We start from the raw sequence: 21,752 nt of genomic DNA on the forward strand, positions 1-21,752 counted from the left end.
TATCTTTTTACCGCTTAACGGCCATACTCGGCCAATTCAATTGCACACTCATAGCAACTCACCATGTTGGCATACTCATACCAACACTGTCTGCTTGTGAATAAATCGAGCTAATGTCTCCACCGAACGGAATATTTCCTTTGTGGAGGCGTCTTGAGCATCCACCACGATGCAATATTTGTTTTTTATTGCCATCCCAAGTTCTAGCGCATCGATAGAATCTAATCCTAACCCATCGTGAAAAAGCGGTGCTTCCGTGTCGATATCATCAACGGTAATATCTTCCAAATTCAACGTGTCGATAATTAGCACTTTCAGATCAAAATACAATGCATCCATGATGTAGACCTTATAGGGTTAATACAAAAACCAGTAACGGAGCGGATCACAATAACTCTGCTCGTCATGGGTTTATCACGACACAGTTTTCACAAATGGGCTAGCGATTAATGAGTGTATTACGAGGCAAAATGAAGAGAATATGAGCCTTTCGCACACGTTACAACGCCTGCTGGAAGATTGATCATCTGACGAAGGAGGAGTGGGACGTTTTTTACGGATAGCGAATAAAAACGCCCACCGAAAAAGGTGGGCGAATATCAACGTCATGGCAAATGCCAGTCATTCAATCCGTCGATTAGTTACGGATTTGGCGCACACGGCATGAACGGCCTTTCAGCTTGCCTTTTTCCAGTTTCTTGTAGGCAATACGCGCAACGTCATTCAACACAGCCACGTAAGAGCAGTAATCAAACACGTTGATTTTGCCCACTTGATCACCACGGATACCGTTTTCACCGGTCAATGCACCCAAGATGTCACCCGGGCGGATTTTTTGGCGCTTACCGCCGTCGATCAACAAGGTCACCATGTTTGGGCGGAACGTAGGTTGATCCAGCAGAGACAACGGTGGCAATGCCGCAGGCTCAATCTCGCGGTCAAGGTACTCTTCCAGCATCAGAATTTTGTAGTGCTCGTTGTCGCTGTACAGTGAGCAAGCAATACCTTGGCTGCCCGCACGGCCTGTACGGCCAATACGGTGAACGTGTACTTCGGTATCACGCGCAAGCTGGTAGTTAATCACACAATCAAGGTTGTCGATATCCAGACCACGTGCTGCCACATCGGTCGCGACCATCACAGACGCACTCTTGTTTGAGAAACGCACCAACGCTTGGTCACGCTGACGCTGATCCAAATCACCGTGTAGCGCAATAGAGCTGTAGCCGAAATCTTCAAGATCGTCAGAAATCTCTTGTGCTTCACGCTTGGTATTACAGAACACCACGGTGGATTCTGGGCGGTGCTGCGCCAGCAACAAACGTACCGCGTTCAAACGGTCTTGGTTGTTGTCGACTTTATAGAAAATCTGCTCGATGCTGCTGTTATCGTGCGTGGCAGCCACTTTCACGATCACTGGCTTTTTCATCACATCCGACGCGATTTTTTCAATCTCTTTCGGGTAAGTCGCACTGAATAGCAAAGTCTGGCGATCCACCGGTGCGTAATCCAAAATCAGATCCAACGCATCTTGGAAGCCCATTTCCAGCATACGGTCAGCTTCGTCCAATACCAGCAGGTTCAAATCGTCCAGCGACAAGTTACCTTTACGTACGTGCTCTTCTACGCGGCCTGGCGTACCCACAATGATGTGTGCGCCGTGCTCTAATGAGCCGATCTGTGGACCAAATGGCATGCCGCCACACAGGGTCAATACTTTGATGTTGTGGATCGCACGCGCCAGCTTGCGGATCTCTTTCGCGACTTGATCTGCCAACTCACGCGTTGGACACAGGATCAACGTTTGCACACGGAAACGCTTCACGTTCAGGTGCTGCAATACGCCCAAACCAAATGCCGCCGTTTTACCTGAACCGGTTTTAGCCTGTGCAATCACATCTTTACCGTCCAAAATGGCTGGCAAGCTTTGTGCTTGGATCGGGGTCATGTTGTCGTAACCCAATGAGCCAAGGTTGCTCAGCAATTCAGGTTTAAGAGAAAGGGTAGAAAAGGCGTCTTTGCTCACGGCCATATATCCTGTCAGAAATAGAAGTATTCGGAAAAAGGAGGTTAGGCGATACCTGTCAGCATCATGACAAGACACAGCAATGAGGTAGTGCTAACCACACGAGGGCAGCGACACTACCAGCATCAGCATGAAAAAGATAGTAGATTAATCGGCAGGATACAGGACACCCAGTGAGGCAGCCCGCGAGGCACCGGTCACTTCTGGCACGTTGCTTGGTAAATCATGTACACGCTGACGCGCCAGCCAGGCAAATGCCATGGCTTCCATATAATCAGGGTCGATTCCCGCATCACGTGTTGTCGCCACGTGCCAATGGGGTAACCGTTCCGCCAACTGCGCCATTAAGGCGGGATTACACGCCCCGCCTCCACACACCGACAGCACAGGATGATCCCCCAACCGGAACGTCTCGACCTGATCCGCTATCGTTACCGCAGTGAACGCCAGCAAGGTGGCTTGTACATCCGCTGCCGACACCGTTAACGCACCATCCACCAATAATCCCGTCTGTAGCAACTGCTGTTCCAACCACAACAGGTTGTAACGCTCACGGCCAGTACTTTTCGGGTACGGTAACGAGAGGTAGGCATCGTCGAGCAATACGCTTAACAGCGGTGCATTCACGCTGCCTTCCAAAGCAAACGCGGCATCGCGATCAAACTTTTCACCACGATGCTGGTACACCCACGCATCCATCAGCATATTGCCGGGGCCGGTGTCGTACCCCAACACAGGCAATGCAGGACGAAGCACCGAAATATTGGCGATCCCGCCAATATTCAGCACCACGGTCGTCGAGGCTTGCTGTGCAAACACCGTGCGGTGAAACGCAGGCACCAAGGGGGCGCCCTGCCCGCCCAGCGCCATATCTTTACGGCGGAAGTCTGCCACCGTCAGTATGCCGGTACGGGCTGCGATCAGGTTGCTGTCACCCAATTGCATCGTGAACGGCTGATCGCCGTCTGGCTGGTGAAACACGGTTTGACCATGGCTGCCTATCGCCGTGATCTGTGCCGGATCGGTCTGGGTGTTCTCTAGCAGCTGATTCACCGCATCCCCAAACAATAAGCCTAATTGGCGATCTAACTCGCCAATCTGCTTGAGGTTGGTTGCCTGACCAATACACACATCCAATAAGGCCGACTTTAATGCCGATGGCATGGGGTAGCAGTCACTGGCCAGCAAGGTCACTTGCGGCTGTGCCTGCGTGATACCTTTGTTCACGGGCGTATCTATCGCCACCAGCGCCGTGTCGACACCGTCCAGGCTGGTGCCTGACATGATCCCTACATACCATTCTTGCGCCATCGTTCTCCCCTTATTGTTGTAAACCGTGTGTATTGGATTACAGCTTAGACACCTGCTTTGTCTCATCACCGGCGATCTTCGCCTCATGACTGGCGGTTTGGATCGGACGGGCAATGTACGGTGATTGGGTCAGCTGTACCTGCATTGAAACCACATTATTGATCATCTTCAGCAGTGACGCCCACTGTACCGTTTTTTCTTTTTCAAACAGGGAGTCGAAATTGTCCGGCGTCCAGTTTACAAACGAGCGCGGATTCAGCGCACGCCCTAAAAAACGCACTTCATAGTGCAGGTGCGGCCCGGTCGATAAACCGGTGTTGCCCGTCCAGCCAATCAAGTCCCCTTTACGCACAAAATGACCGCTGCGCACATTGAATTTATTCATGTGCGAATACGTGGTGGCAAACCCCATGGTATGGGCCAGTTTCAAGAAGTTACCCGAGCCTTTTTTGCTCGGGCGTACCACTTCCACCACGCCATCGGCGGGGGCGTAAATTTTCGTCCCGATATTGGCAGCAAAGTCCAAACCAAGATGGCGCTTACGTTTACCGGTCACCGGGTGCACACGCGTGCCATATTGAGATGACATGCGGATCCCCGGTGTCGGGCTGCCATTGGGGATCATCCGAAAGAGCGTTCCACGCACCGCCGAGCTGATCGCCGCACTGTCTACCCGCTCTTCCAGTGACGCCGGTTTGCCGCCTTCTTCGTCTTGCAACCCTAAAATGGTTTCAACATCGTCAATACGCTGTGTCAGCATCGACAACGCCACTTGCTTTTCGCTTAGTGCATCCATCAAGGCCACGTTTTCGTCGTTTTCTTCTTCCAGTGATGTGCTCAGTTGTTCGGCTTTTATTTGCAGCGCGCTGGCCTGCTCTTGCAACTCGCTTAATTGCACACTGGAATGTTGCTTATCCTGATACAGGGAATACACGTTATAACCGCCCACGCTACACACGGTCATGAGAGCCGTCGCCGCCAGCACAAAATAGCGTTTTTTAAAGCGACTAATTAAATAATGGGAGGTGCCACGATGATCGGACACGGAAATACAAATATTGTCAGACATGATGCGGTATCACTATCCATCGCGGTGGAATACGAACCCTGCGTAACACGCACAACACGGCGTATTGCACGCGCCATTTTGTTCGACATGGCATGGCTACTTTAGCCGTGTTGACAAGGTGTTGGCCTATTCAAAAGGCAGAGCACAGGGATGATTGAACCCGCGATTTTAATGATAAAAATAGCAATTAACCAGAAATATCCAGCCTGAGACAGGAATATTTGATAAAACGATAAAGTAATCACAATTTATTTTTATGCACATTTTAAATGTACAAAATCACAGCATAAAATAAGGCGTAATGAACGATATTAAATATAACCCTCTTCTTTTCGCGTCAATTAAATGACGGCTCGCCGCACGGAGAGCCTGCATGTCTCTATGAATATCCGCATACAGCCACACGCCGTGACTTATTCGTTATGCCCCACCCGCTTTTCATGGTCTAGCAGCCACACTTTTTTATCGAGTCCCCCCGCATAACCGGTCAGTTTGCCGGAACTGCCGATCACACGGTGACACGGCACAATGATCGGGATGGGGTTCTTGCCGTTCGCCGCGCCGACCGCCCGCACCGCCTTAGGATTATCAATGGTATGGGCAATGTCGGCATACGAGCAAATCGCCCCGTAATCAAGCCCCCGCAAGGCTTGCCACACCGCCAACTGAAAAGCCGTGCCTTGGGCAGACAGCGGCACATCAAACACGGTGCGTTCACCGGCAAAATACTCGGCCAATTGCTGGCAACATTGTTCTGTCACCGCATTCGGCGATTGTGTCGCATCCGGATCGGCATCAAAGGTGATCACACACACCGCGTGATGATCCGCAACGATATTCAGCCACCCAATCGGGGTGGCGATCAATTGATTGTTCATGACAAGATCGTCCATAAATACAAGGTTAGATAACTGCGCCAAGGCGCGGCCAAAGCCGGATCACAGTCACACTGCACCAGGGCTTTTTTCACACCGAGATCGCCCACGAGCAGCACATCCGGATCGCTCAGGCCCCGCATGCGCAGGTAGTTCACCGTCCACGGGCCAATACCGGGGATCGCGAGCAACGCCTCGGTATCGCTTAAGTCCCCCTCGCAGGCATAGGCCGCAAACTGGCGCAGCGTTTCTCGACGCCGTTCGGGCATCCCGAGCAGGTTCAAATCATAGGTTAACAGCCGTTCCGGTGTCGGGAAATAGCGCCGTTGTTCGCCATTGTCCAACGCCTCATTGTCCGGATTCATCGCCACTAACTGCGCCACTAAGCGTTTGGCCGCGACCACTGACACTTGCTGCCCGAGAATCGCCCGTATACCGGCTTCGTACGCACTCCATATACCCGGTAAGCGGCCGCCTTCATGCTGAAGCGGACTCGCCCCCAACGCCTGTTGCAGGGCCGCATCAATTTGCGCCGGATCCGCATCCACATCCAAACAGCGCCGAATATGGCGGATAACTGTCGGCAAGTACCTCAGATCAGAGAGTGAAATCGTCACCTCAAAATGCCGATCGGTATGACGCGCCGTAAAGTGGCCTTTTACCTCCCCCGCGTTACTGCCATTGCCCCCGCTCTTTCCTTGGAACGTGCGCCCATAAAAGTCCTCCCCCACCCATTCCAGCCCGGGGATATACCGCGCGGCGTAGAAATCACGTAAGGCAGGCCAGTCATACGGCGGACGATAAGCCAGCGTCACCATAATGGGAGCCCCCGGTGTAGACGGCAGCCCCCCGCGCCGGCGAATATCTCGGGGCGATAACCCAAACTGCTGCTTAAACGCATCATTAAAGCGGCGTACGCTGGCAAAGCCGCTCGCCAAGGCGATCTCTGTGATGGGCAACGCCGTTTCATGCAGCAGTTTTTTGGCCAGTAAACATTGTTGATACACACTGTAGGCTTTGGGTGATACCCCCACCGTGTCGCTGAACAGTTGGCGTAAATAGCGCTCGCTGATCCCCAACCGCGCCGCCAAGTGCGGCAGCCCGCCACTGGCAAGTCCTTCATGATCAATCAACGTCAACGCACGGTGTAACGTGGTTTGCGTACCGCGCCACGCCGGCGAATCCGGCGCACTGTCAGGCCGACACCGCAAACATGGCCGGTACCCCGCCTGTGCGGCGGCGTAGGCCGAAGCAAAATACTCCACGTTTTTCTCCAGCGGCGCGGGGGCCGGACAAATGGAACGGCAATAGATCCCGGTAGTTTTCACTGCCGTGAAAAAGTGACCGTCATAGCGGGCATCACGGGCTAACCGCGCCCGCTGACACGCTTGGGGGCTCATCAACATCGCGCTATCCTTTGGTTTCTTTCATCGCTTGTGATCAGTGTACGGCGTTATCCATGCGATGACTCGCCATTTTCGGCACTCAATGTTGACGGGATAGCAATGCTGAAAAACAAAAAGGCCTCGCACTGGGCGAGGCCTTTCTTCTTTTATATCCGTACGTCGGTGTTATTAACCGACATTATTACCGACGTGACTGCCGATGCCTGTCAGACTTAGAACTGGCCCAGATACTGCCAGTGTTTGTCCGATGGGTCATTCGATGAATTCGGCCATGGGAAGTAGCTGTACCAACCGGTTTTCAGGCGGTAGTAATGGCGGCCACCATGGAAGTCATAGAAATACACATCGCCCACCGTGCCCCATTGGCCTTCATCACCCCAATTACGCAGGCGATCTTGACGGTACCAATCCATCAGATCTTGCTCAAACACGGTTTGATCTTGCCATGCGATCAACTGTTCCGTGATCAGAGGATCCGACGTAATGAAGTACCAATCTGCGTTAGACGTTTCACCGTGCGGGAATTCTCCCCCTTGGCCTGCCACTTTCTGCATGAAGTACGTTTGACTACCATCGTCCTGCGTGTGCGCAAACATTGCAAACGGCTGTGTGGTCGTTGTGCGCTGATCCCAGTTCAATAGTGCATCCACACCAAAGTAGTGCTTAATGCGCGCCGCATGATCCACCTCACTGCGGTTCAATAGGATCGGGTTCAGATCCAGATTCACATACGTCTCTGCTGAGCCCAGGAATTTCCAGTCATCATTACTTTGCTGATCCTGTGGCATCGCCCCCGCATTAACGTGCTTCATCAAGAAGTAATCACGGGTACCCGTCTCTTCGCTCCACTGTGCGTAGAGCGCACCGATAAAGCGCGCGTTGGCGTTATGCCCATCGTTAATGCGGTAGTTACCGGCAAACAACTGGTAAGCTTCTTGCGCCAGCAATTCACGCTCAAACTCACCGATAGTCACAAAATCACGGTTCGCCAGTTCCGTCAGCTGATCAAACATCGGCGCATGGTCGACCCCTTTGTCGTAACCCTGACCTTGGCCGAAGGTGATCGCACGCTGTGGGTATTCGCTGTTAGCCTCAAAGGTACGCGTCGTCAGTTCAACCTGACCTAAGCTGTCAAATGACGGCTTTTCTTCCGCGATGTACTGATCGACCATGTCATCCATGAAACCCAAGAAGGTCCATTGATGGTTAGAGCCTGAATCTGGGAAATACCAGTAAGAATGCGTATTCAGACGGAACAGTTCAACGCGGCCATTACGGTGATAACTGAACACATCACCCGGCGTGCCTTGACGGTTATTTTCGCCCCACTCGAAGAAGCGTTCTTGCGCCACGTCAGCCAGAATGTGCTCCGTCACGATAGTCAGCAAACTGCGCTGCGGACAGCTGATCGCCATGCTTTCTGGCTGTACATCACGCGCCAAGTTCACATGGAACTTGTTACTCATGCTGCCATCAAGACGCATGCCTTCCAGCCCAATACGGTCTTCATGCCCGTCCGCATACGTTACGGTCGCCCAACACTGACCCACCGTTGGCGCAGGTAACTCAAAGACCTGACCCGCACTGCCGTACATTGGCGGGTAGATATAACTCATGTTGGTGTTTTGCGGATCGTAATACCCCACCATGGTCATCACATCCACACCACGCTGTACCGGCTTGAGCTTGGTGGTGTCCGTGACAGGTACCATTTGCTGCTGCTCGGCATCCCAATGGGTATAACCACTTGGGCTGTCCATGTCGAGGAAGTCATAACCGGTCAGGTAATCTTGCATCACCTTGGAGGTGTAACCGGTAAATAGCGGATAGCTGTTCACACGTGAATCAAAGTTACCGCCCGCCATCGGATCTTTACCAAAGCCGACAATACCGGCAAAGTTGCGATCGCCTGACCCGTTTTCATACCACACCACGTTATCCGCCATGCGGCCACGGTAGGCATCGTAACCCCAGCCACTCTTGGTGCTGTGGTAATACGTATCCGGGCCACCCGGCCAATGCCACAAACTGAACGCGTGGCCAATTTCGTGGGTCACTTCGTTCGCCGTTGAATCGACCAACAGGGCCATGCCGTTACCGCCCGACAAACCGTGGGTCACGTTTTCAAGGCTGCCGTCTTTTTTCTTATAACGACCAATGGAATGACCAATCACCACGGTCGGGTAATTGGCTGGCTGCCACTGCTGGGTACCCGCCGTGCTGGTCACACCAAAGTTGGCGTTATTGATACCGGTCTGGATCAGAGACTTGGTGATGTTTTCACGCAAATCACCCGAGTACACATCCGGTTTTTCATAGTAGCTGTAGTCTTCTTCCACTTCACCGTATGCGGTCACCACTTTGTCCAGTTGTACCGGCAAATACGGGCTCAGCGTCATGGTCGAGAACGGGAAGCGTTGGAACAGCTCTGCCCCGTAGTTACCCATTTTTTCTTCCAACGACTTCACCGCCGGGGGCGCCGTCAGCATACCGATACGGATCATCGGCATATCAACATGGATAGGTGCACCGAACTCAATGGCATCGGCAGACAATTCCCCTTCACGGCCGTCATAGGTCATGAAGGTAATGCTCAAACCCTGCTCAACCCAGTTCCAAGGCAGCACGGTGGTGTAAGAGCGCTTAGAGAACAGAATATCCTGACGATCATCCTGACCGACGCGATCAGTTTTCATGATTTGTGTCGGGTTAGTCAAAATGCGCTTTTCCATCAACGCGCCGTGTTGGTACACGCGCATCTCAATGGCTTTGGCATCCAGATTGTCTTTTTCAGGGGTGATCACCAACAGCGCATCACGGTGTGTCACCAGCTTCTGCTGCGATTTATCCGCATTACCCATGGCGTCTGCCGTTTGGTTCTGCACAAAACGCACCTGCGCAGCAAAACTGCCCACTAAATGGTTTTCGACCGGCAATTCATCAATGAAGCCCAGCGCATCCACCGCTTTTTGATCCAGCGGCAAACAGTCTTGGGTTTGCTGCGTCACACCACTGGTCAAATAACGAACATGGCAGTTTTTCCCGTCATCCAGATAGTTAAAGCCGAACTGATCGTGAAAAATGAACACGCCATCTTGCTCGTTCACCAAACGCCACGGTGCTTTGACAAAATCAAACATCGCTTCCGCGGAGCGATCCGCGTAAGTCACATTCTCGTCATACGATGCCCCCAATACAAAAGGCATAAAAAGAGGGAGGTTATCCGGCGACATCGGGTAAAGGTAATCGTTATAACGGAAGAAACGGCGGCCGTTACGCTCTTCCCAGTTTTTCAGATCAGCCGCTAACTGCACTACGTCATTGATGCGTGCTTGCACCTTTTGCGTCATGTCATTCATTAACGCCTGCACATCAGACGTCGCAGAAGGGGCAGTCACCACCGGGGCAGGTGCCGCGAGCACCGCTGGGCTGATCAGCAACAGACTGATCGTCGTTGCTAATAGGTTTTTTTTCATCTTTATTCTCTCTGCCTATTTTCCTAGCCAAGAAGAAACAGCACGCTCACCGTAAGCGGCCATCACGTTCGCGAATGCATGACAGTGAAAAAATGCTTCGCCAGCTAATTAATACGTTAAAAATCAGAGAGTTTATGATTTGGGTTTTTGTCCTTGCCTCAAGATCACATTTTTACACACAAAATAGTGGGATCGATGCGACAATTCAGCCTCATTCCTTATGGCTATTTACTGCCAACTGTGATGAGTCATTATCCAAGTCCACAACATCCATCACTTTGATTTGATACGGGTAAAAGCGCCTCGAAATGCTATGATAGTCGCCACGCCGTGCATCGCGGTACATACCGATTTTCGTCAACAAGGATGGTGACATGCCTGATTTTTCTGAATTTATTAAACACGTTGGCCGTGGCGAAAAAGGCCGACGATCGTTAACCCAAGCAGAAGCCCGCCAAGCTCTCACGCAATACCTTGATGGCGATGCTGAGTTGTTACAGCTGGCAACCTTACTGATGCTGCAACGGGTACGCTGTGAAACGGCAGAAGAAGCGGCGGGCTACATTCAAGCATTGCGGGATCGCATTGCGCCTGCATGGCAACAACTGGATGTTGAGGTCGACTGGCCCTGCTTTGCCGGTAAACGTCGTCAGCCACCGTGGTTGCTGTTAGCGGCCAAACTGCTGGCGCAAAATGGCGTGAAAGTGATGCTCAGCGGCCATGCGGCGGTGGATGCGGTGAAATACCAAATCGAAAGTGCGTGTCCGGCGCTGCACATTCAACAAGCCCATACTCCCGAGCAAGCCCGTGCGATCTTAGCCACCGAGAATATCTGCTACATCCCGCTCTCTGCGTATTGTGAGCCACTGATTGATCTGCTGGCGATCCGCAAATTAGTGGGGCTACGCACTCCCCTCAATACCGTTGCCCGCGCCCTGAACCCAACAGCAGCGCCCTTTGCCATTCACGGCATCTTCCATCAGGGCTATGAAAAATTACATGCCGAAGCCGCTCAGTTAGTAGGGGATCGCAACATGGTGGCATTTAAAGGCGAAGGCGGTGAAAGCGAACGCAGCCCACGCACCAGCTGTTTGATTGCTGGTGTTCATGACGGGGCGTATTTTGATGAAGAGTGGCCAACGTTCCTTGAAGGCGCGTCCGGCAAACACGGCGAGATCAGCGGTGATTACCTGCAAACCATCTGGCTGGGTGAAGACGACAACGAATACGGCCATCACGCCGTCGTATCAACGTTGGCGATAGTCCTGAAGATGATGGGACGCGCACCGGATCAGGCGTCCGCCTTGGCACTTGCGAATAGCTGGTGGGAAGCACGCCATCAGCACAGCGTGCAGAATCAATAACGCGTAGCCAACAGCCTCACCCATTCCCCTTTGCCAACCCTGTTTAGCCACTCTCCGGTGCGCGGCAACATGCCCGCACCGTTTGCTGTCTTTCTGATCAACACGTTGGGAGATTTACCATAAAGTTACCCACCGTTTTTGTGGATAAATCCGTTTAATTTATAAAATACAGCACGTTAGCAAAATCAAGATTTTGATGTGAGATTTTTAAACTGTTTACTCTACGGCTGATTTCACGCATTAAATGTGGCGTATTTGGGGGTATCTGCTTAGATACGTATGAACACAGAAGTGACAATGTCACGGATGTTGTTTTTTTAGAGGTTCGGACTGGTCGCGTTGAAAAGTACGGGGTTGATTGGCTGTTTTCATAGCGCCAGTGTGGCGATATGAGGGGAAAGAAGGGAGCCGGTGTTTTGGTAACTTCAAATTGGACAAAATATGCTAAGAATTGTGATTACTTATAGGAATGACGCCTATAACGTGATATCGATCGCATATACAACCAAAAAACAAATGTAAATTATCACTTTAACTTTAGAGATAAATATATGAGTTTTTGGGATAAAGTACCAGTTGTTAGCTCTTATAGAAAAAGCAGCGAAGCTGATGACATGATTGAGCAAGGTGAGCGCTGGATTCGAAATGCTAACTGGGCATTAGAAGATGCACAGGAGGCATCTAAAGAAATTATCGAGAAATTGATTGATGATAAAACTTACTATACAGGCACCTTAATTCCACAAGTCTTAGATACCTTAAGTAAATGCCAACAAGTCAATAATCTAGATACAAAAATAGCCAAAGATGCTTATGTGGAATTTTCACAACGCACAGCCCCAGCATTAAGACAAGAAAGTACAGTATTTACCGATATCGTAAGTACCGGTATTAAAGGTACCACTACAGGTGCCGCACTTGCTCTTGGATCAATGGGAGCCGTATCCAGCCTAGGTGCAGCGTCAACAGGAACGGCAATCGCAACGTTATCTGGTGCAGCAGCACAAAACGCAACATTAGCATGGTTTGGTGGTGGTGCAATATCAGCAGGCGGTGCAGGTATTGCAGGTGGTACTATGGTTTTAGGTGGAATAGCTCTTGCGCCATTAGCCGTTTTTGGTGCTTATAAATACTCACAGCATGCAGAGAAAAAGCTAACCGAAGCTCGTATTTTTAGAGATAAAGCTGATGTTTATGATGAAGAAATAAAAGTTATTGTTGAAGTAATGGGCGCGGTAAATAATCATATTGATTTGTATAAGACAACATTAAAAGGCATTGCTGATAGATTATTAACTACTGATAACCATTTAAATAATGCATTAGATGCAAAAGATACTGCAACTATTATAAATAGATATAAATTACAGTCCATCTTACTAACAAAAACATTAAAAAGCCTCCTAAGTATTGATTTACTAAATGAAGATCAGAAACCTACACCACAATCATTAAAAATTATATCACACGCAGAACAATTGAATGACTCATCGATTGACTCTTTAATTGCAAAATTAGAGCAAGATGAAAAGACTTTTCAATTTGATGCTGGCGATGATAGCGCAACTTACTTTTGGTTATCTGATAATGAAGAAACAACTATTTCAAGTAAAAATAACAATAAAAAATTGGTAACATATGCATTGTTAATTTTATTTTTCGGTTGTCTAACCTATATTTATTTAAATTAAAAATAATTTTAATAAAAACTAAGGTGGCGATATATGAGTAAATTATCAACTATTCTTAAAGGTGCTTCAAAAAAAGCGAGCCCATTACAATTACTAACTGCAAGTAAAGAATTTTATGATGCTTATAACGAAAACACTCGAATAGTCGAACATGAAAAAACAAAAAGAATTGAATCACAAAATCAAAAAGAAGTATTAATTGAACAGATTCAATCAAAAAAAAATATACTTATAACTGCAATCAATCAAAAACATGATCTCAATAGCCAAGCCGTAACAAAGATCTTTGATGTTATCGATCATGCTCTTGAGAGTGATAATAACGATCAATTGAATTTGGCTCTTTCTGCGATTGTTGAAGTGACTAAACAAAGTTCTTTGCGTGATATTGCTGATATAGGTAGAAAAATACAGGATCCGAACAACATCATAGATATATAAAAGCAAAACAATAACCGTCATACTTGGCTGTCATTTAACGTAAGAAATTTTGATAAGTACTGACTCGTTGTTACATTAAAATCCCCGAAGGCAGCCATCGGGGATTTGTTTTAAACGTTTGTATTAATTGATTTTATAAAAATTAATATTCTAAATGACGCTTTTTGTATCTAGAGATATACCTATTTCTCCACAAGCGTTATTGGTACTTTGAAAAAAGCTCATCAGAACCACAGAGGTTGTTTACCTAACATATTTTCTATTTTTCTTTACCTAGATTTAAAAGACACTTTACTGGTATTAGGATTAATAAGTGAAATGTGTAGTGGATCTATCGTAGATCGGAATGGAGCAAAACCATTTCAACGAACTCCCCATTTAACTCGTTTTCACCTAAGCCGTTATACTTCATCAAGCACTGTGATTTTCAATGTATTCAATGCTGTCTCTCAGGTAACGCAGTTGCATCTCACAGGCCATATTCATTTCTGCTGCCGTCCCTGATCCAGCCCCATTCGCTCTCGCCTTTTTTGCTGACGCTTCATAATCAGGCAGCAATCGCTGCATAACAGAAAGAATTTCGTCTCGTTCATAGGTGATCAATAGCTGATCCAACGCCACGCACACTTGCTCCGGTAACTTCTTAAAATCCCAGTAATGAATGCAAATGATCCCTATTCCCCCTTGACCTGTCTACGGCTTTACAGTTTATGCTTACCCTATTTTGATAGCACTAACACCAAGGACACCACCATGCATTACGGCCTGTATTCCCCTGAACAGACCACTGACATTTGCCAGCTTTTTACCCAAACGTTTAGTGATTCAGAAGGCGAAGCCGAAGGGAAAGTGATTGGCGAACTCGTCACCGCGTTGTTTGACACCACGCCAGAGCACGATCGCTTCGTGTTTGTGGCAATGGACGAACAAACGATCGTCGGCAGTATTCTGTTTACCCGCATGACCTTTGACGAGGCACCAAACACCACTGCGTATCTGCTTTCTCCTGTGGCGGTACACACCGCGCATCAAGGCAATGGCATTGGCCAAGCGCTGATCAACACCGGTTTAGCCACACTACGCGCACAAGGCGTGACAGTGGCATTCACCTATGGCGATCCGGATTTTTACAGCAAGGTGGGCTTTGAGCGCATCACAGAGGCACAATACCCGGCACCACAACCACTGAGCTACCCACACGGCTGGTTGGCACAATCACTCACTGATAAGGCATTAGCGCCAATTTCAGGGGCATCACGCTGTGCACCGGCGCTGGATAAACCGGCATACTGGTAATAACGCTGATCAGAACAGCGCATAACAAGGGACACCCGATGTACCGCATCTCACAATTAGCCGACAAGCTGGGGATCTCCCGCACCACGCTGCTGTACTACGAAAAGCTGGGGCTGATTAAAGGCCACCGGTTGGATAACGGGTACCGCAGCTATACCGAGCACGATGTACAACGGCTGACGTTGCTGCAAAACCTGCAAGCAGGCGGACTGACGTTAAAAGAATGCCAAGCCTGTTTAGATACGAAAGTGGAACGCCACATGCTGGCCGAGCGATTACGCCTGCTGGATGAAGAAATTGCCCACAAACAACAAGCGCGCCAACTTCTCGCGGCGATGTTGGGTGAAAGCAGCCTGACAGACTGGCACCAAACGCTGGAGCAACAGGCACCGGATGCCCACCTCGCATGGCTGATGAAGCAAGGCTTTGATGAAAAACAGGCCATGCGCCTAAAATGGTTATCAAAAGACATGAACACACACGAACGATACATGGCGGACTTCATGCTCGTCTTTAATGGCTTGGAACGCTGGGGGCCAGGCTCTGCTGCCGATACCCTCGCCGCCCTCAAGCAGGTTCCGCATGCGCCTCACGCGATATTAGAGATCGGCTGTGGCAAAGGCGTGGCGACACACGTGCTTGCGGCCCACAGCGCAACTGCGACCCTCACCGCCGTCGACAATGAAGCGGACGCCTTAGCCGCGCTGACAGAGAGTGTCACCCAATGCGGTCTGGCTGATCGCGTCACCACGGTATGTGCCAATATGGAGGCCCTGCCGTTTTCACCACACAGTTTTGATCTGATCTGGTGCGAAGGCAGCGCCTATATCATGGGCGTAGAAGCGGCGTTACAGGCATGGCGACCGTTGCTGTGTGACAAGGGGGTATTGGTGTTCAGTGATTTGGTATGGCGTGAACATGCCGCACACACCGAGGCACACGCGTTCTGGCAGCAAGAATACCCAGATATGACGACCGTAGCGGTACGTAGCGCACAGGCACAAGCCGCGGGCTTTACGGTGCTGGGCAGTTTTGCGCTCAGTGATGCCGCTTGGCATGCGTATTACGGCCCGTTGAAAGCACGGATCGAGGCATTACAAACAGAGTTAGTGGGATCGAAAGCTAACGAGGATTTACACAAAGAGTTGGCGGCTTTTGAGGCACGCGATGGGGCATTTGATTATCAGATGTTTATTTTGCAAGCCAACTAGCGGGCGCTAGGGTAGCAATATGGCGCGCGGCAAGGATGCCAAACGCCAGATACACAAAAGGCCAAGCTATTGATAAACTTGGCCTTTCGTTTTAGCGCTTATCAAAAAGATAAGTGCTGAGCACTATAATAAAATTATAGCTTAACTACGTTAGCAGCTTGAGGACCTTTCTGACCGTTTTCAACGTCGAAAGAAACCTTCTGGCCTTCTGCTAGAGTTTTGAAGCCTTCAGAAGCGATTGCACGGAAGTGAACGAATACGTCAGCGCCGCCGTTGTCTTGACAAATGAAACCAAAACCTTTCTCTTCGTTAAACCACTTTACGATACCAGTTGACTTAGACATGATGTGTCCCTTAATAAATGTATGTTAGATAAATTCACAATCTGTGATGCACTGAAACAACATTATTGAATGTTACGATAAAGCAAGGGAAACACTGAGAACAGCAACAATAACGAAGCGTATCTAAAGGTCTTTCTTTGACTTGATGTTTCATTAATAATTTTTACTACAGAGCGACCGCGATAATACGTTTTTCTGAGTGGATGTAAAGTGTTATTTCACTAAATTAACGCCATACGCACTGCTCGCGCTAAAATTGTCGCCTTTGACCGATATGTAAACAAACGCAGAAAAGCCGCACCATTGCAGTACGGCTTGGGATGTATCTTTTTCTGTGGCCCATGCGACTCGTCAAGTCTGCATCGAGCGTTAACGAACAGAGTAACGTGTGTTGCTGTGTTACGTGTATCTCTATTATCGCTTATGTTACTCATCACTTACTACGTGTTACTTTTGGGCTTCACCACTCATTACGTTGAGTTTGCCGTGTCCGACACAGTGACTGTTTAAACGGACATCATTTTATTGGTGAAGAAGTATCGTATGTTTTGTGTTGCTAACCAAATTGTGACTAGGCAATGTTACGGTGTTGCATGTTGCCGTATTACTGTAACGCGGTGTTGCTGTGTCTCTTTGTTACGGTGTTGCTTACTGTATTGCTATGTCTCTTTGTCGCTTTTTACGGTGTTTCTGTGTTGCCTTTCTAACGAGCAATGTTGCTAACAAACAATGTTGCGTTGCCTAGTGGGTGTTGATTCACATCAACGTGTTTCCTGTTACCCTGAGCCTGACTGAAACAGCTCATTCCTCCACAAGCTTTTACTTAAACAACTCATTAACAGGTCACAAAGTAAATATGGTACCAAATACCACTTTTAGCAAATATGAATGCAAAATATTATTCGATTTTATTTAAGTGATTGAGTGATAAGTCTCGCTACCGAATTATCCCCCTTTCTGGTGTAATATACCGTCGCTCGATCTGTCATCAATGGGCGCAAGCACCGTCTTCGCCATGCGTGAACACACAGGGACAGAACACGTTTTCACCTCCACTTTTCTTCTTTTAAAACAAGGTTGTTTGATTCAATGAAGGCTTTGGCCCATTCGCTGCTACGCATTCCGACTGCGCAAGCTGCCCTTGCGCTTGCGACAACGGGGACCGGTTTAGCCTGGTCACTTTTTTTTCCTGAGGCCGCGGGCTGGGTACGTGGTGTGTGCGCGGTGATCGGGGCGGGGTTACTCGCTCCCGTTTTACTGAAATACCTGCTTAATCCTCAACGCTTTATTCAAGATCTCCGCCACCCGTTGCATGGCAGCTTAATGGCGCCGATGTCGATGGCATTGTTGGTCATTGCTGACTATCTTTCAGTGATCCATGTGCCGATGGCAAAGCTGTTATGGTATCCGGCGCTGTTACTGCATTTGGCAATGATGTGCTTCTTCTTTTATCACCAACTGAAGCATTTTCGTCTGACCCATTTGTACCCGAGCTGGTTTTTATACCCTGTGGGCGCGATCAGCGGCACCTTGGCGGGGCCACAACTCGGCCATCATGCTTTTGCGCTTGCCATGACGGATCTCTGTATTACGATTTACTTCCTGATGCTGCCGGTGGTGCTGTACCGTTTATGTTTTGCCGGTCGCTTGCCCCGCCCAGCCAGACCCACTCTGGCCATCATGGCGGCACCGGTGAACTTGTCACTGACCGCGTACTTGGTGAATGTCGATCACCCCGACCCGATCTTAACGGGGGCTTTAGCCGGCGTAGGCATCACCATGACCATTTTGGTGTATCTGTGCTATTTCAATTTGCTGAAACAACGTTTTCAACCGTCGTTGGCGGCCCTCACCTTCCCCTCTGTGATCAGTGCGGTGGCCTTAGAACGCCTGACCCAATGGTTTAACACCGCCCATCCCCAGTGGGTGTGGTTAGAGCGACTCGGGATCTTTGAACTGCTGGTTGCAACAGGTTTGGTGCTGTGGGTGGGGTGGAATTATCTCGGCCTGTATTGGCCCCAAGCGGCGCCGAGCCGTTTTACAGAAACCCACAAACAAAACTAAAAAACCAGACCATATTTAACTAAAACCCTGTTTTAGTTAAATATAACAGTCATTTCTACCATGCAAGGCCGTCATTCATCACCTAATATAGGTGAAACAGCTAACGGAGGTAAAAATGAGACGACTTGTTTCACTGATGATTGTATTGGGTGTAAGTGGCTGCTCTGGCTTATCGAATGAGGTTGAGCTTGCCCAGCAAAATGAGTGGGAATTGCTGGGGTATCAGGATGGCGAGAAAGGCCAATTGGCGAGAAGCCAAGACGAATTAAGCCAATTGCACCCACTGACACAAGACGCCAACAAGCAGTACCGACTCGGTTATCAATATGGCATTGAGGATTACTGCACCCCTTACAAAACCTTTGATCACGGCAAAGCGGGGATCGCGTATAGTGACCAATGCAAAAATACGCAGAACGAGAAACTGGCTATCCAAGGCTGGAAAGCGGGCTATGACGCCTATATGGAAAACCCGAACGCCCTTTGGCCAAATGATGAATGATGATAGATGACAGATTTTATCCATGAAAAAACGGCCCTGAGCAGAAGCTCAGGGCCGTTTTCCGTTCCGTCAATATCCTGTGTTCCAAGCAGGATAGGCTGGGTGCCCCCAGCAGATGTCGACAGCGTTTTCCACTCCGCTCCCGCCACCTTCGCCGCTCTCCTTCCTACAAAAAGGAAAGCCGCTAAATGCGTATGATTTGTGTCTCTCAAATCTGTGTTCAATTTATCATAATTTTTTAGTAACGCAAAAACTTTTTGAGCGACCTACACTTTATTTGATTTTAATCATCAAAGTTGAATTTTGCCTTTATTTGCCTGCCATTCTGCTTTACAAACGCTTATCCCTTGAAAAATAGACGTTAAACCGGCCTGATTTCTTCGCCAAACACCGTATGGTATGTACGCGCTTGCTCGGCAACACAATAAGCCGCGCCCTACACCCCAGCGCGCTGCGTGATAATTGATCCATTGCGTTAAATAACCACCACCGCACACTCAACTATTTTTTAATCATTGCACAGATTGATATATCGTGGACCAAGCCGCCACGTCTTACCCTGTGTTCCCCCATAATTCCCGTTACATGACGGCGTAAAACTGGGATAATACCGCCCTTCTCGGGTGCCCCTGTCAGGGAGTGTCATCCGTATTACACGCCAATTTTCATACCAGCAGGACATCCCTATGCGCGCTTTTGTTTTACGAGCCCGTTCGGCCCCCACTAACAGCCAGCAACTTTTAGCGTCAGTCGGCCAAGAAGCCCACACAGAGATCTTGGCGCACACCTTGATGAACACCATTTTTGTGGCGCAATCACACCGTGAAGATGTGGTGGTTCACTTGGTGCTTGAAAGTACGCAAGACTATTCTCGTACGATTACTTTTACGGCTAACGATATCACCAATGTGGGTGGCTTCCATGAGCAAGCCCTACTGGAAAAAGTGGTCCGTGCACTGGATATGTCGGTGGGCATGGGTAAAGAAGAAACCCGCCAGGTTGAGCCGGGGATCACGGTGCGTACCATTAGCTTTGAAAAGCTGGTGGTTGAGTTGGCAGAAGACTATCAAATCTACATGATGGATAAGAAAGGCGAATCGATCCGCACGCAAGAATTTGCGGGCAACTGCTGTTTCTTGCTGACCGATCATATCCCGATGCCGAAGAAAAGCATGAACAGCTTAAAGCGCTTAGGCACGATTAAAATCAGCCTTGGCCCGAAAATGCTGTTTGCTTCACAGTGTGTGGTGTTGATCCACAATGAACTGGATCTGTGTGAGTAACACGGTGGGTTGAAGCCATTGAGTGACAGAGGCGCTGCTTGAGCAGCGCTTTTTTTTCGCCGGTCTATTGCAGATGATTGCGATCAGGCCGTTTTGCAGGCATAAAAAAACCGCCAATCACATTGACGGTTTTTCTTCTCAGCCGTGCTGACAGGCATTAAGCGTGTAGCAGTGCCATTGACTCTTTCGCGATAACCCACTCTTCGTTCGTTGGGATAACCATCGCGACTGGTGTGTTTGGCTGCGTGATCACACCACGGTTACCGAAGCGTGCCGCTGCGTTAGCTGCTTCGTCTTCACGGTAGCCGAAGATCTTCAAGTTTTCTAGGATCTTGCTACGGATTGGCTGTGAGTTTTCACCAATACCCGCAGTGAAGATGATGCCGTCTAGCTCATCCAACGCCACCATGTAAGAACCTACGTATTTTGCTACACGGTAGCAGAACAGTTCAAACGCCAGTGTTGCACCTTCGTGGCCATTTTCCATCGCTTCGATGATGCCACGGCAGTCGCTTGTTAGGCCAGATACGCCCAACAGGCCTGATTTCTTGTTCAGTTCGTCGAACACTTCTTGCTGAGACCAGCCTTTCTTCAGAAGGAATTCGATGATGCTTGGGTCAAGGTCACCACAACGTGTACCCATCATTAGGCCAGCCAGAGGGGTAAAGCCCATGCTGGTGTCAACGCTCTTACCGTTCTTGATCGCACACACAGATGCGCCGTTACCCAGGTGAACAGAGATGAAGTTGCTCTCATCAATCGGCTTGTTGATCATTTTAGCGGCTTCACGGCTCACAAAGTAGTGGCTGGTGCCGTGGAAACCGTAACGACGGATACCGTAGTCATTGAATAGCTTCTGAGAGATTGCGCCAGTGTATGCTTTTGCAGGCATTGTCTGGTGGAACGCTGTGTCAAATACCGCGTACTGAGAAAGGGTTGGGAACGCTTTCATTGTTGCACGCATACCGATCACGTGTGCTGGGTTGTGCAACGGAGCAAGATCGCTCAGTGCTTCGATCTCGTTCAGTACGCTGTCATCCACTTTCACTGTCTTCGTGAATTTCACACCGCCGTGTACAACACGGTGACCAATCGCCACGATATCTTGCTTGATACCCTGCTCTTCTAGCAGCATAACAATGCGATCAACTGCTTGCTGGTGGTGGTTACCTGAATCATCAAGTTTGTATTCGTGTTTCTCGCCGTCGATTTTCCAGCTCACGACCGCTTCAGGTAGACCGAAACATTCGCCTAAACCGCTAAGGGTCGCTTCACCACTTACCGTGTCGATCAATGCAAACTTCAGGGAAGAACTGCCAGAGTTGATTACAAGTACTAGAGAGTTGCTCATGGTTATCTCATCAGATTATTGAGGTACACACGCGGACAACAA

Annotated in this window: 18 protein-coding genes; 8 read left to right on the forward strand and 10 right to left on the reverse strand. The window is 49.2% G+C overall.

The features are described from left to right. Positions 1-75: 75 nt before the first annotated feature. The 7 genes from ACSF8W_RS13115 to ACSF8W_RS13145 all read right to left on the reverse strand — a co-directional run bounded on the left by ACSF8W_RS13115 (position 76) and on the right by ACSF8W_RS13145 (position 10,163). Positions 76-339, reverse strand: coding sequence for a phosphopantetheine-binding protein (locus ACSF8W_RS13115; protein ID WP_500847765.1), 264 nt, complete (start codon positions 337-339; stop codon positions 76-78). Between the two features lie 298 nt (positions 340-637). Then, complete coding sequence (gene dbpA / locus ACSF8W_RS13120; RefSeq protein ID WP_500847766.1) at positions 638-2,026, reverse strand: ATP-dependent RNA helicase DbpA; 1,389 nt, start codon at positions 2,024-2,026, stop codon at positions 638-640. A gap of 147 nt (positions 2,027-2,173) precedes the next feature. Next, entirely contained in the window at positions 2,174-3,337 is a 1,164-nt protein-coding gene (locus tag ACSF8W_RS13125; RefSeq protein WP_500847767.1) for an anhydro-N-acetylmuramic acid kinase, read from the reverse strand. Positions 3,338-3,374: 37 nt separating this feature from the next. Continuing rightward, positions 3,375-4,406, reverse strand: a complete 1,032-nt coding sequence (locus tag ACSF8W_RS13130) for a peptidoglycan DD-metalloendopeptidase family protein (RefSeq protein ID WP_500847768.1) — start codon at positions 4,404-4,406, stop codon at positions 3,375-3,377. A 413-nt stretch (positions 4,407-4,819) separates the two neighbouring features. After that, positions 4,820-5,284, reverse strand: coding sequence for a methylated-DNA--[protein]-cysteine S-methyltransferase (locus tag ACSF8W_RS13135; protein WP_500847769.1), 465 nt, complete (start codon positions 5,282-5,284; stop codon positions 4,820-4,822). Next, complete coding sequence (locus ACSF8W_RS13140) at positions 5,281-6,687, reverse strand: DNA-3-methyladenine glycosylase 2 family protein (protein WP_500847770.1); 1,407 nt, start codon at positions 6,685-6,687, stop codon at positions 5,281-5,283. The genes ACSF8W_RS13135 and ACSF8W_RS13140 overlap by 4 nt, the downstream gene beginning before the upstream one ends. Before the next feature lie 212 nt (positions 6,688-6,899). Further along, entirely contained in the window at positions 6,900-10,163 is a 3,264-nt protein-coding gene (locus tag ACSF8W_RS13145) for a M66 family metalloprotease (protein WP_500847771.1), read from the reverse strand. 374 nt (positions 10,164-10,537) lie between these two features. On the opposite strand from ACSF8W_RS13145, the gene ACSF8W_RS13150 reads away from it, so the two are divergent. From ACSF8W_RS13150 to ACSF8W_RS13160, 3 genes are all read left to right on the forward strand, one after another. Next, positions 10,538-11,527 (forward strand): glycosyl transferase family protein, encoded by a 990-nt coding sequence (locus ACSF8W_RS13150; protein ID WP_500847772.1) that lies wholly within the window; start codon positions 10,538-10,540, stop codon positions 11,525-11,527. Between the two features lie 551 nt (positions 11,528-12,078). After that, the gene (locus ACSF8W_RS13155) at positions 12,079-13,218 is read left to right on the forward strand and encodes a hypothetical protein (protein WP_500847773.1); all 1,140 of its coding nucleotides are present in this window, start codon (positions 12,079-12,081) and stop codon (positions 13,216-13,218) included. Between the two features lie 33 nt (positions 13,219-13,251). Then, entirely contained in the window at positions 13,252-13,659 is a 408-nt protein-coding gene (locus ACSF8W_RS13160) for a hypothetical protein (RefSeq protein WP_500847774.1), read from the forward strand. A gap of 411 nt (positions 13,660-14,070) precedes the next feature. Here the strand turns inward: ACSF8W_RS13160 and ACSF8W_RS13165 are convergent, their stop codons facing one another. Continuing rightward, entirely contained in the window at positions 14,071-14,280 is a 210-nt protein-coding gene (locus ACSF8W_RS13165) for a hypothetical protein (protein WP_500847775.1), read from the reverse strand. Between the two features lie 132 nt (positions 14,281-14,412). Here ACSF8W_RS13165 and ACSF8W_RS13170 point away from each other — a divergent pair, with 132 nt between their 5' ends. Both ACSF8W_RS13170 and ACSF8W_RS13175 read left to right on the forward strand, forming a co-directional pair. Next, positions 14,413-14,955 carry a GNAT family N-acetyltransferase gene (locus tag ACSF8W_RS13170; protein WP_500847776.1) on the forward strand — a complete coding sequence of 181 codons (543 nt, stop codon included), beginning with the start codon at positions 14,413-14,415 and terminating at the stop codon, positions 14,953-14,955. Between the two features lie 38 nt (positions 14,956-14,993). Continuing rightward, positions 14,994-16,166 carry a MerR family transcriptional regulator gene (locus tag ACSF8W_RS13175; RefSeq protein WP_500847777.1) on the forward strand — a complete coding sequence of 391 codons (1,173 nt, stop codon included), beginning with the start codon at positions 14,994-14,996 and terminating at the stop codon, positions 16,164-16,166. A gap of 134 nt (positions 16,167-16,300) precedes the next feature. Here the strand turns inward: ACSF8W_RS13175 and cspE are convergent, their stop codons facing one another. Continuing rightward, positions 16,301-16,510: a transcription antiterminator/RNA stability regulator CspE gene (gene cspE, locus ACSF8W_RS13180; protein ID WP_428478832.1), complete on the reverse strand. Its 210-nt coding sequence runs from the start codon at positions 16,508-16,510 to the stop codon at positions 16,301-16,303. Between the two features lie 1,089 nt (positions 16,511-17,599). Between cspE and ACSF8W_RS13185 the strand changes: the two genes are divergently transcribed. From ACSF8W_RS13185 to trmY, 3 genes are all read left to right on the forward strand, one after another. Next, positions 17,600-18,574, forward strand: coding sequence for a TDT family transporter (locus tag ACSF8W_RS13185; protein WP_500847778.1), 975 nt, complete (start codon positions 17,600-17,602; stop codon positions 18,572-18,574). A 115-nt stretch (positions 18,575-18,689) separates the two neighbouring features. After that, positions 18,690-19,076: a DUF2799 domain-containing protein gene (locus tag ACSF8W_RS13190; RefSeq protein WP_500847779.1), complete on the forward strand. Its 387-nt coding sequence runs from the start codon at positions 18,690-18,692 to the stop codon at positions 19,074-19,076. Between the two features lie 686 nt (positions 19,077-19,762). Further along, positions 19,763-20,359 carry a tRNA (pseudouridine(54)-N(1))-methyltransferase TrmY gene (gene trmY / locus ACSF8W_RS13195; RefSeq protein WP_500847780.1) on the forward strand — a complete coding sequence of 199 codons (597 nt, stop codon included), beginning with the start codon at positions 19,763-19,765 and terminating at the stop codon, positions 20,357-20,359. 157 nt (positions 20,360-20,516) lie between these two features. On the opposite strand, the gene ACSF8W_RS13200 is transcribed toward trmY, so the two are convergent. Further along, the gene (locus ACSF8W_RS13200) at positions 20,517-21,710 is read right to left on the reverse strand and encodes an acetate/propionate family kinase (protein WP_500847781.1); all 1,194 of its coding nucleotides are present in this window, start codon (positions 21,708-21,710) and stop codon (positions 20,517-20,519) included. Positions 21,711-21,752 lie beyond the last annotated feature (42 nt).

The sequence above is a fragment of the Photobacterium sp. 270122K genome, from assembly GCF_059941365.1.